The organism is Frondihabitans sp. 762G35 (assembly GCF_002074055.1).
GTDB lineage: Bacteria > Actinomycetota > Actinomycetes > Actinomycetales > Microbacteriaceae > Frondihabitans.
Genome location: NZ_CP014619.1, coordinates 2,448,129 through 2,458,717, shown reverse-complemented (window position 1 = coordinate 2,458,717; position 10,589 = coordinate 2,448,129). Strand labels below are relative to the sequence as shown.

9 protein-coding genes are annotated in these 10,589 nt (G+C 72.3%); 3 read left to right on the top strand and 6 right to left on the bottom strand.

Going from position 1 to position 10,589, the window contains the following annotated elements:
• Positions 1 to 30 precede the first annotated feature (30 nt).
• Together AS850_RS11650 and AS850_RS11645 are read left to right on the top strand one after the other, a co-directional pair.
• On the top strand, positions 31 to 1,020 hold the full coding sequence (locus AS850_RS11650; RefSeq protein ID WP_119869273.1) for an LLM class flavin-dependent oxidoreductase: 990 nt from the start codon (positions 31 to 33) through the stop codon (positions 1,018 to 1,020).
• Positions 1,021 to 1,591: 571 nt separating this feature from the next.
• Positions 1,592 to 2,326, top strand: coding sequence for an SDR family oxidoreductase (locus tag AS850_RS11645; RefSeq protein WP_119869272.1), 735 nt, complete (start codon positions 1,592 to 1,594; stop codon positions 2,324 to 2,326).
• 10 nt (positions 2,327 to 2,336) lie between these two features.
• Here AS850_RS11645 and AS850_RS11640 read toward each other — a convergent pair whose 3' ends face one another.
• A complete protein-coding gene (locus tag AS850_RS11640; RefSeq protein ID WP_123955496.1) occupies positions 2,337 to 3,014 on the bottom strand; it encodes a hypothetical protein in 678 nt (225 codons plus the stop codon).
• Positions 3,015 to 3,097: 83 nt separating this feature from the next.
• Positions 3,098 to 4,339 (bottom strand): beta-ketoacyl-[acyl-carrier-protein] synthase family protein, encoded by a 1,242-nt coding sequence (locus AS850_RS11635; protein ID WP_119870281.1) that lies wholly within the window; start codon positions 4,337 to 4,339, stop codon positions 3,098 to 3,100.
• 261 nt (positions 4,340 to 4,600) lie between these two features.
• On the opposite strand from AS850_RS11635, the gene AS850_RS11630 reads away from it, so the two are divergent.
• A complete protein-coding gene (locus AS850_RS11630) occupies positions 4,601 to 5,164 on the top strand; it encodes a hypothetical protein (protein WP_119869270.1) in 564 nt (187 codons plus the stop codon).
• A gap of 120 nt (positions 5,165 to 5,284) precedes the next feature.
• Here the strand turns inward: AS850_RS11630 and AS850_RS11625 are convergent, their stop codons facing one another.
• The 4 genes from AS850_RS11625 to AS850_RS11610 form a co-directional block, all read right to left on the bottom strand.
• Positions 5,285 to 6,967 carry an MDR family MFS transporter gene (locus AS850_RS11625; protein WP_119869269.1) on the bottom strand — a complete coding sequence of 561 codons (1,683 nt, stop codon included), beginning with the start codon at positions 6,965 to 6,967 and terminating at the stop codon, positions 5,285 to 5,287.
• Positions 6,967 to 7,587 carry a TetR/AcrR family transcriptional regulator gene (locus AS850_RS11620; protein WP_119869268.1) on the bottom strand — a complete coding sequence of 207 codons (621 nt, stop codon included), beginning with the start codon at positions 7,585 to 7,587 and terminating at the stop codon, positions 6,967 to 6,969. Before AS850_RS11620 ends, AS850_RS11625 begins: the two co-directional genes overlap by 1 nt.
• A 206-nt stretch (positions 7,588 to 7,793) precedes the next feature.
• Entirely contained in the window at positions 7,794 to 9,398 is a 1,605-nt protein-coding gene (locus tag AS850_RS11615; RefSeq protein ID WP_236940698.1) for an inositol monophosphatase family protein, read from the bottom strand.
• Positions 9,395 to 10,582 (bottom strand): ABC transporter ATP-binding protein, encoded by a 1,188-nt coding sequence (locus AS850_RS11610; RefSeq protein ID WP_119869267.1) that lies wholly within the window; start codon positions 10,580 to 10,582, stop codon positions 9,395 to 9,397. The genes AS850_RS11615 and AS850_RS11610 overlap by 4 nt, the downstream gene beginning before the upstream one ends.
• Positions 10,583 to 10,589 lie beyond the last annotated feature (7 nt).

The following is a 10,589-nucleotide window of genomic DNA, read 5'->3' as shown; positions in this document are numbered from 1 at the left end:
GATTGCGGTACCTCGGGCGTTGACACGAGCATGACCGTTCCGCTCTCCATCCTCGACCTCGCCCCCATCGCCCCGGGAGAATCCGTGGCCCAGAGCTTCGCGAACAGCGTCGCCCTGGCGCAGACCGCCGAGCGGAGCGGATACAGGCGCGTCTGGTACGCCGAGCACCACAACATGCCCACCATCGCGTCGAGTGCGCCGAGCGTGCTCATCGGCCACGTGGCGTCGCAGACCTCCACGATCCGGCTGGGAGCGGGCGGGATCATGCTGCCGAACCACGCGCCCCTCACCATCGCCGAGCAGTTCGGGACGCTCGCGTCGCTCCACCCCGGGCGGATCGACCTCGGCCTCGGGCGCGCGCCCGGCAGCGACCAGACCACGATGCGAGCGCTCCGGCGCGACCCCGGGTCGGCGGACTCCTTCCCGGAGGACGTCCTCGAACTGCAGGCCTACCTCTGCGGGGAGTCGCGGATCGCCGGGGTGCAGGCGGTGCCGGGCGCGGTCGACGTGCCGCTCTACATCCTCGGATCGTCGATGTTCGGGGCGCAGCTGGCGGCCGCCTACGGCCTGCCCTACGCGTTCGCGTCGCACTTCGCGCCCGACCTCCTGCACGACGCCGTGGCCTTCTACCGCAACGAGTTCACTCCGTCGGCGCAGCTGGCCGAACCCCACGTCATCGCCGGGATCAACGTGGTCGCAGCGGACTCCTCGGAGCACGCCCAGCGGCAGTTCGCCGTCACGCGGCGGGCTCGGGTCCGCTCGCTCATCGCGCGCGGCCCGGCCGCCCCCGAGTACACGGACGAGCAGATCGACATCTTCCTCACCACGCCGAACGGGCGGCAGATCGCGAACATGATGCGGTACGCCGCGGTCGGCGACCCCGCCGAGGTGCGCGCCGGGCTCGACGCGTTCGCCGCAGAGGCGCAGGCGGACGAGCTGATCCTGGCGCACCAGTCGCCCACCGTGGCCGACCGGCTGCGGTCGGTCGAGCTCGCCGCCGGCGCGCTAGTCGCCGCCTGACGCCGGGCCCGCCCGCCCTCGCCGCGGCACTTCGCGCCCACCCCCACTCGGCAATTCAGGCGATCGGCGTCGCCCACTCCTCGGCGGCCCGGCCCTCCGGCCGCGGCAGCGCAGGGTTCCTGAGTTGCCGAGGTCGCTCCGCGGCGCTCGACCCCGACGACCGTGGGCCGGTGGATCCACGGCGTTGCGGGCCGACTCCGCCGCCGCCCGGCGGCGACCTTCCGCTCGGCCCGCCCCGCACGGGCAACTCAGGAGTCCTGCGCCGGGTCACGCCGGCTGCGGCACGGGCCGGCGTCGCCCCGTGCAACATCCCTGAGTTGCCGCTGGGGGAGCGGCGGCCCGAACCCGCGCCCACCCGCAGAGCAGGGCGGGCCGGGTGCGCTCGGCCGCCCGCCGCCGCAGGGGCTCGAACGCGTCCCGCCCGCGGGCAACTCAGGTCTTCTGTCGGCAACCGTGCGGGGAAGCCCCCCGAGCCGGGCCGCAGCGGACCGAACTCCTGAGTTGCCGCCAGGGGCGCCGCACCGCACGCACCGCACGCGCCGCACGCGCCGCCCCGTGCCAGGCTGGGGCCATGCGCATCGACGGCTGCACCGCCCTGGTCACGGGCGCCAATCGCGGCCTCGGCGTCGCGTTCGCCCGCGAACTCCTCGCCCGGGGCGCGGCGAAGGTCTACTGCGGCGCCCGCGAGCCGTTCGACACCGGCGACGCGCGGCTCGTGCCGATCCTGCTGGACGTCACCGACCAGCAGCAGGTCGACGCGGCCGCCGCGTCCTGCACCGACGTCGACCTCCTCGTCAACAACGCCGGCGTGATGACGCTCAGCCCGTTCGTCGCCAGCGAGTCCCTCGACGGTGCGCGTCACGAGATGGCCGTCAACTACTTCGGAACCCTCGCCATGACCCGCGCCTTCGCCCCGGTCCTCGAGGCGAACGGCGGCGGCGCCCTCGTGAACATGCTCTCGGTCGCGAGCTGGTTCACGCCGCCGGCGAGCGGTTCCTACGGAGCGTCGAAGGCGGCGGCGTGGGCCCTCACGAACGGCACCCGCGTCGAGCTCCGTCATGCCGGGACCCTCGTCACGGCCGTCCACGCCGGCTTCATCGACACCGACATGGCGGCGCGGGTCAAGGTCAAGATCAGTCCTGCGTCGGTGGCCGTCGCCACGTTCGACGCCGTCGAGCAGGGGATCGAGGAGGTCCTCGTGGACGAGCAGAGCCGCACGGTCAAGGCCGCGCTGCCCGACGATCTCGCCACGCTCTACCCCGCGATCCAAGAGCTGTGGGACGCCCGTCGCGCGCGCCGGGACTGACGCACGAGGTTCAGACGACCAGCACGACGGCCCGCACGACGACCACTCCGATGAGCGCGAACCCCGCGAACGACTGCACGGCGAGGACGAGCTTCGCGCGCGTGGTGAGCGGCACGCTGCGGCCCGGGGCGAACGCCGTCGCGTTGGTCAGCGACAGCACGAGGTAGTCGACGTAGGAGGGGTACCACGTGACGGGGAGGGCGCCGAGCAGGGCATCCTGCGGGCCGTCGTCCTGTGGGAACCGGAAGTCGATCGTCCGCGGCCGACGCAGGTCGATGTGGCGTCGGCGGACGGCTCCGCCTCGGTCGAACTCCCAGTAGAGGAGCGAGAAGGCGATCACGACGGCGAGCCACACCTGGAGGGCGGCCAGCAGGAGCCTCGGCCCGTCGTCCGCCGGCAGCACGATGAGCTGCGCCGCGAGCTCGGCGAGGGCGAACAGGGTTGCTCCGGCGAGGAGGATCGCCTGGCCGGAGCCGATCGCTTTCGTGAGGCGCGTCTCCTGCCGCAGTCGCACGGGGTTGAGCACCAGGAGCGGGACCAGCGCGAGCAGCTCCACCGCCGCCACCACGAGCCGGAGCCGCGGGTGCAGCGTCGGCGGCAGCGTCAGGTAGAGCGCGAGCGCCGCGAGCAGCGCCACGACGGTCGGCGCCCGGTGCTCCGAGTGCGAGCGTCGTCTAGGGGTCCCCACGGTGAGTCAGTGTAGGAGGGCCGGGGCTCGCGGGCGGTCAGACTCCCGGAACGACCGGGAAGCGCAGGATGCCCGCCCCGGCGCTACCCGACCGGAACGAACACCAGGCTGCCGTTGTGCCCCCCGAAGCCGAAGCTGTTCGAGAGCACCGGCCCCGGCTCCCACGGCCGCGCCTCGGTCGGGATGTCGAGGTGGATCTCGGCGTCCTGGTTGACGAGGCCCGCCGTGGGCGGGACGGTGCGGTGCTTGATGGTGAGGGCGACGGCGACCGCCTCGACGGCCCCGGCGGCGCCGAAGGAGTGGCCGGTGACGCCCTTGATGCTGGTGACGACGGGGTTGCTCGTCGGGAACACCCGGGAGACCGCCTCGCTCTCCGCGGCGTCGTTCAGGCCGGTGGAGGTCCCGTGCGCATTGATGTGCGTGATGTCGTCGGGGGTGAGCCCGGCGTCGTCGAGGGCGAGGCGCATCGTCCGCTCGGCGCCCGTGCCGTGCGGGGCCGGCGCGGTGACGTGGTGGGCGTCGGCGGTCGAGGCCGTCCCCTCGATCGTCATGTAGATGTGGGCGCCGCGGGCGACGGCAGCCTCGTACTCCTCGAGGACGAGGATGCCGGACGCCTCTGCCGCGGCGAGGCCGTCGCGGTCGCGGTCGAAGGGGCGCGAGAATCCGCTGCGCGACAGCGCGCGCATGTTGGCGAATCCGGCGATGCAGACGCCGGTCAGGCTGGAGTCGGTGCCGCCCGCCACGACGAGGTCGGCCGTCCCCTGGGCGACCATCCGGGCTCCGGCGGCGATGCCGTCCGTGCCGGCGGCGCAGGCGGTCGAGATCGTGGTGGCAGGCCCGCGCAGGCCGTAGCGGATGCTGATTGCCCCGGCGGGGGCGTTCGGCATGACCATCGGGACGACGTGCGGCGAGACCAGGCGCTCGCCGCGGTCCGCCAGGATGCCGATCTGCGTCGCGAGGGTCTGGACGCCACCCATGCCGGTCCCGAGCGACACGGCCGCGCGATCGTGGTCGATGCCGGGGACGAGCTGGGCCTCGTCGGACGTGGAGGGCTCGGTCGCGTCCGGGTCGATCACGAGGAGCCCGGCGTCGCGCAGCGCCTCGTCGGCGGCGACGATCGCCATGCGGGTGACGATGTCGGAGTTCTTCGCCGCCTTGTGGCTCATGAGCCGGCGCGCGTCCAGCGCACCCTCGTCGACGCGACGGACCTGCTGCGGAGCGGCCTCCTCGAAGAGGCTCGACCAGAAGGCGTCGACTCCGACGCCGCCGGGGGTGACGACTCCGATCCCGGTGACGGCGACGCGGCGATTCTGCAGGGGCTTCATGCGGTGGTTCTCCTCGTGGGTCACTGGCCATCCACAGTCAACACTGTCCCGTCGCGTCTCCCGGGGGTGGACTCGACCAATATTCGCGGCGCCGATTTGTACCCGTTCCCACGCCCGGAGGGTCGATCGGGACACAGGAGCGTGCGCATCCGCGGTCTCGGCGGGGCGGAGGGCTGCGCCGGGGGGCAGAATCGAGGAGGAAACGACAAGCCGGACAGGGCAGGATCGACACATGAACATCTCGACGCGAGGAGCCCTCTGATGGTCGCACCGATCGTGAAGGCGCTCGGCGCCGTCGTCGTCGGCGTCCCGGCCGCCGTCGTCCTCGGGCTCACGGCCCGGTCCCTGCGGAAACGGGAGGACGCCGCCGTCCCGGTCGTCCCGGTCGACGACGCCCCGGTCTCCCTCGACGTCTTCATGACGTACCTCGACAAGCGCAACCACGAGATGCTCTCTCCAAAGTCGCTCAAGCGCGGGTACGTGGCGTACGACTTCCGGCTCGAGAACCGCACCTCCACCGCGATCAAGGGCCTGCACGTCGAGCTCCTCGATGGCGACGACTTCGTCGGCGAGATGAAACTCCCCGACCTCCCGGCCCGGGGCAGCACCGTCTTCTCGCCGAAGAAGTCGTGGCACGCCGTGCTGGAGTCGCACCGCGCCGCGCGGGTCGGAGGCGCGCGCGCCGTCCTCACCTGGCGCGGGGCCGAGGGCCGCCGCCGAGCGGTGGTCGACCTGGAGCCGAGGCGCGCCGTGGGTCAGAACCCCGGTGTGGCCCGTCGGCGTCGGCGCGAGAAGGCGCCGGTCGTCGGCCGCGTGATGAGCTGAGCCGACCCTTCCGAGGGGCCGCTCGCGCGGCGGAGCGTCGCGCACGACGGAGGTACGACGGAGGCCCCGCCCGGGCGGCGCGGCGAGCGCTCGCGGGGACGGGGCCTCGGGTGTCGGCGGTCAGGCGGGGACGTCGACCTTCCGGGTGCCGGTGCCCCGGGGCTCCTGCGGGCCGTCGTCGTCGCTGCGCGCCGCGTCGTCGTGGTCGAGCTGCACGCGGGTCGCGCCGTCGGTCTCGAGCGAGACCGCGGTGGTGTCGCGCTCGATCGTGGTGGCGAGCGGCTTTTCCTTGACGAAGAGCAGGAGCACCGCGGCTACGAGGACGAGCGGCACCATGATCAGGAAGATCGGGGTGAGCGCGTCGTTGTAGGCGCCGACGATGACGTCGTGGATGGCCGTCGGCAGGTTCTTGACGGCGGCGGGCGTCAGCGAGTTGGTCGAACCCGTGGCTCCTGCCGATCCGGCCGGAAGGCGCGACCCCATGAGGTCGGTCAGGTTCGCGACGAACAGGCTGCCGACGATCGAGGCGCCGAGCGACGCGCCGATCTGACGGAAGTAGTTGTTCGATGCGGTCGCGGTGCCGACCTCGCGGATCGAGAACGTGTTCTGCACGATCAGGATGAGGATCTGCATGCTCATGCCGAGGCCGATGCCCATGATGGCGAGGTAGACGCAGATGATCCAGACCGGCATGGTCGCCGTCATGGTCGACATCAGGGCGAGGGCCCCGGCGACGATCACGGTGCCGACGATCGGAAACACCTTGTAGCGGCCCGTCCTGCTGACGAGCTGCCCCGTCAGGATGCTCGTGACCAGGAGGCCCGCCATCATCGGGATCATCAGGAAGCCGGCCTGCGTGGCGTCCGCACCGGTCACCATCTGCAGGTACGTCGGCAGGTAGGCGAGGGCGCCGAACATGGCGATCCCGGTGATGAGACCGGCCAGCGTCGTGAGGACGAAGTTCGGCTGACGGAACAGGTGCAGCGGCATGATCGGCTCGGCGGCGCCGCGCTCGACGAACACGAAGGCCGTGCCCGAGATCGCGAGGCCGACGATGAGGCCGACGATCTGCGGCGAGTTCCAGTCGTAGGTGTTGCCGCCCCAGGTCGTGACGAGCACGAGGCAGGTGCTGGCGATGGCGAGGAGGGCCATGCCGAGTCCGTCGATGCGGGGCTTCCGCGGCGCGCCCTTCGGCAGGCGGAGGAAGAACACGGCCGAGGCGATGGCCAGGATGCCCAGCGGCACGTTCATCCAGAACGCCCAGCGCCAGCCGATCCCGTCGGTGAAGAAGCCGCCGAGGAGGGGCCCCGCGACGCTCGACAGGGCGAAGACGCCGCCCATGATGCCCATGTATTTGCCGCGCTGACGGGCCGGGACCACGTCGGCGATGATCGCCTGCGACAGGATCATCAGACCGCCGCCGCCGAGACCCTGGATCGCGCGACCCGTGATCAGCTCGGTCATGTTCCCGGAGAGCCCGCCGACGATCGAACCGACGATGAAGAGGCCGATGGCCGCGACGAAGAGGCCCTTGCGGCCGATCAGGTCGCCGAGCTTGCCGTAGACGGGCAGCATGATGGTCGACGCGAGGATGTAGGCGGTCGTGACCCAGATCATGTGGTCGACGCCGTCGAGCTCGCCGACGATGGTCGGCAGGGCGGTGGAGAAGATGGTCTGGTCGAGGGAGGCGAGCAGCATGGTCACCATGAGGCCGGCGAAGACGAGCAGGATGCTCTTCGTCGTCGGACCGCTCGACTCGGGGGCGCCTGCCGTACGCGGCGGCGCCTGCAGTGTTTCGGTCATCAGATTCTTTCGGTGAGGGAGTGGACGAGGGCGGTGGCCCTGGGATGGAGGGACTCGGAGGGCTCGACGGTGCCCTCCTCGATCCAGTGCTTGACGGCGGTCCGGACGGCGCCGGCGCAGAGGCTGAGGAACACCTCGGCCTCCGCGCGCGACGCGGGGGCCGTCGACCGCGAGTCGTGGTCGAGGATCGCGGTGACGGCTCGGACGAGCTCGTCGACCATGCGCGTCATCTGCACGACGTGCCGGCCGAAGAGCTGCGGATAGCGCCGCAGCACCTCGATCCGCGACTTCTGCAGCGCGGCACCCTCGATCGACGGTCGGATGACCGCCAGGAGGAGCGAGATCGTCGACTCGACGACCCCGGCGCCGTCGGTGCGCGCGAGGTGCTCGGCGACGACCTCGGGCGTCAGGTCGATGTCGCGGATGCCGAGGATCGCGTCCTCTTTGGTGTCGAAGTAGTTGAAGAACGTGCGCGACGACACGTCGGCCTTCGCGCTGATCGAGTCGACCGTCGCGTGCTCGAGGCCGTCGTGCAGCACGAGCGTGACGGCGGCCTCTTCGAGACGGGAGCGGGTCTCCTCGCGTTTGCGATCGCGGAGGCCGAGGGGTGCGGATGTCATGCACCGATTATTGCTATGACTGCAAGATTACGCAAGTGCAAACGTGCAGTTCTGCAAAAAACTCGGCGAGGCGGCGCTCGGGGTTGCGCCGCCTCGCGTTCCCCGGCCCACCCCGGCGGCAATTCAGGGGATCCGCGCCACCGGCGGGGCGGCGTCCGGGCGGGGCCGACGTGGAGCCGCCGATCTCCTGAAGTATCGGCAGCTCTTCAGCCCCGAGACGCGCCCTTCGCGACCGCGTCACGCCAGAGAGCGAAGAGCGCGTCCGCAGTCTCGCGATCCCGCGCCGCCAGGATCCCGCCCCGCTCGGGGAACAGCGTGTCGCGTCCGGCCTCGTCCAGCACCACGCCGCCCGCCTCCCGCACGATCAGGGCGGCGGCCAGGTGGTCGACGGGACCGAACGCCCCGATGACGGCGCCCGAACCGTGTCCGAGCGCGACTCCTGCGATCGTCAGCGTGCCCGACCCCATGACCCGCGTGGTGCAGAAGCGCTCGGCCAGGCCGTCGACCAGCTCGACCATGCCGGGCCAGGGGCGATGGCCGGCGAGCTCCGTGCTGACGATGCGACCGCGGAGCGGGTCGTCGGCTCCTCCCGCGACCGCAGGAGCCAGGCGCAGACGCCGCCCGTCGACCCACGCCCCCTCGCCCGCCGCCGCCTCGACGAGGAGGCCCCGCCACGGGTCGGCGACGACGCCCACGACGGGCGAGCCGTCCTCGACGAGGGCGAGCGAGAAACTCGTCCACGGCACGCCGTTGGCGAGGTTGGCCGTCCCGTCCACGGGGTCCAGGTACCAGCACGGGGAGCCCGCCTCCGGTTCGCCTCCGTACTCCTCTCCCACGAACCGGTGCCCGGGGAACTGCGCGTCGACGACCTCCCGAACCCCTCGCTCGATGGCGCGGTCGACCTCGGTCACGTGGTCGGCGGGGTTCTTCTTCGTGTCGACGCGGTCCACGGGGTTGCTGCGGACGTGGTCCATCGCCCACACGGCGAGTTCGCGGGCCACGAGGCGGGCGCGACGTCGTTCCTCCCCGCTCCGTCCGGAGGGCGCCTCCGCCTCGTCGGCCGTGGCGGCGGACGCATCGTCCCCGCCGAAGGCCTCCGCGCGGCTCCCGAGGAGATCCGCCAGGCGGTTGGACGTGATGGAGTCGACGCCGATCCGCTGGAGCCAGGCCATCTGGTCCCGGTCGTCGACGGTCCAGCAGGAGACGCGGGCCCCGAGCGCGTGGACCGCCTCGACCATCCCGGGGCCGACCAGGAGGTGGTGCAGGTTGACCACGGCCGGCCGGAGGTCGGCGAGGTCCTCCGCGCGGGGCGGCACGGCGCTCGCCCAGGGCAGCCAGACCTCCGCGGCGTCGTCGAGGGTGCGGATCGTGCGCAGTGCGTCGAGCGCGCCGCACCAGGCGACGCGAGCCTCGGCTCCTGCCGGGGCGGCGCGGTGGCGGGCGACCACGTCGTACGCCGCGGCCGCCGGCTCGACCGTCTCCATGTCGATGAGGAGCAGGGCGTCGCCCCGGTCGAACAGCGGGAGGACGTCGGCGAGGAGGGGGATGCGCTCTTCGCCGCCGCCCAGCTCCCGGAGCTCGGCGAGCGTGACGTCGCGCACCGCCCGCTCCACGCCCCAGAGGCGCTCCAGCGTGGGATCGTGCAGGAGGACCACGTCGCCGTCGCGAGTGAGCCTCACGTCGATCTCGACGGAGTCCGCGCCTTCCGCGAGGGCGGATCGCACGGCCCTCAGGGTGTTCTCCCGCCAGCGCGAGGAGTCGCCTCGGTGGGCGACGGCGGCGACGCCCCGGGCCCGGACGATCGCGCTCACGCGTCGTCTCCGACCAGGTGGCCGTCGCGGTAGAGGCGCACGTTCCGGAGCGTGACGGATCCCCGGTCGCCGGGCCGCGGCAGGAGGCCCGTGGCGATCGAGCGCAGCTCGATCCCGTCCACGTCGAGCACCAGCTCCGCGAAGTGGCCGTGCGGCAGCACTCGGCGGACGGTCGCGGCGTGCGACGTCGCCCCGGCCTCCTCGGCGCGGCCCGCCCCGGTCGGCGTTTCAGGCGAATAGACGACGTCCTCCGGGCGGACGGCCCACGTCTCGTCGTCGGAGACGCCGTTCTCCTGAGTTGCCGAGGTGCCACCCGCTGTGCCGACGGGCATCGCCGTGCCGGCGGGCATCGACGTGCCCACGGGCCTCGACGTGCCGAGCGGGCCCGCGAGGAGGTTCATGCTCCCGATGAAGCCGGCCACGAAGAGCGTTCGCGGCGACGCGTAGAGGTCCGTCGGCGTCGAGACCTGCTCGATCCGTCCGCCGTTCATCACGGCGACGCGATCCGAGATCGCGAGGGCCTCCTCCTGGTCGTGCGTGACCATCACCGTGGTGATGCCGAGCCGCTGCTGGATGTCGCGGATCTCCTCCCGGACGCGCACGCGGAGCTTCGCGTCGAGGTTCGACAGGGGCTCGTCGAGGAGCAGCAGCTCCGGCTCCTGCACGATGGCGCGCGCGAGCGCCGCGCGCTGCTGCTCGCCACCCGAGATGTGCGCGGGTCGCGAGTGGGCGTGGTGTGCGAGGTTGACGGTCTCGAGGGCGGCCATGACGCGGTCCTTGATCTCCGCGCGAGGCATCTTCCGGAGGGTGAGCGGGAAGGCCACGTTCTTGAAGACGGTGAGGTGCGGCCAGAGCGCGTAGTTCTGGAACACCATCGCGCTCGGCCTCCTCTCCGGCCCGAGCTCCGTGACGTCGCGCCCATCGATGGCGACCGATCCGGTGTCGGGCCGGAGGAAGCCGGCGATCATGCGGAGCGTCGTCGTCTTGCCGCAGCCCGAGGGGCCGAGCAGGGCCACGAGTTCGCCCCGGGCCAGGTCGAGGTCCAGCGAGTCGACGATGGTGCGTCCGCCGAGGACCTTCGACAGGCCGGAGATGCGGAGGCCGGGGGCAGGATCCGGCAGCCCGGCCGGTGCGCCGCCGGTCTCGGGTCGCGGGCGGACGCGAGCGGGAGTGGAGAGGGTCATGACGTGC

Bases quoted from the DNA above. Each gene is read 5' to 3' on its own strand.
- AS850_RS11650 (WP_119869273.1), top strand. From the start codon at position 31: ATGACCGTTCCGCTCTCCATCCTCGACCTCGCCCCCATCGCCCCGGGA.
- AS850_RS11645 (WP_119869272.1), top strand. From the start codon at position 1,592: ATGCGCATCGACGGCTGCACCGCCCTGGTCACGGGCGCCAATCGCGGC.
- AS850_RS11635 (WP_119870281.1), bottom strand. From the start codon at position 4,339: ATGAAGCCCCTGCAGAATCGCCGCGTCGCCGTCACCGGGATCGGAGTC.
- AS850_RS11630 (WP_119869270.1), top strand. From the start codon at position 4,601: ATGGTCGCACCGATCGTGAAGGCGCTCGGCGCCGTCGTCGTCGGCGTC.
- AS850_RS11625 (WP_119869269.1), bottom strand. From the start codon at position 6,967: ATGACCGAAACACTGCAGGCGCCGCCGCGTACGGCAGGCGCCCCCGAG.
- AS850_RS11620 (WP_119869268.1), bottom strand. From the start codon at position 7,587: ATGACATCCGCACCCCTCGGCCTCCGCGATCGCAAACGCGAGGAGACC.
- AS850_RS11610 (WP_119869267.1), bottom strand. From the start codon at position 10,582: ATGACCCTCTCCACTCCCGCTCGCGTCCGCCCGCGACCCGAGACCGGC.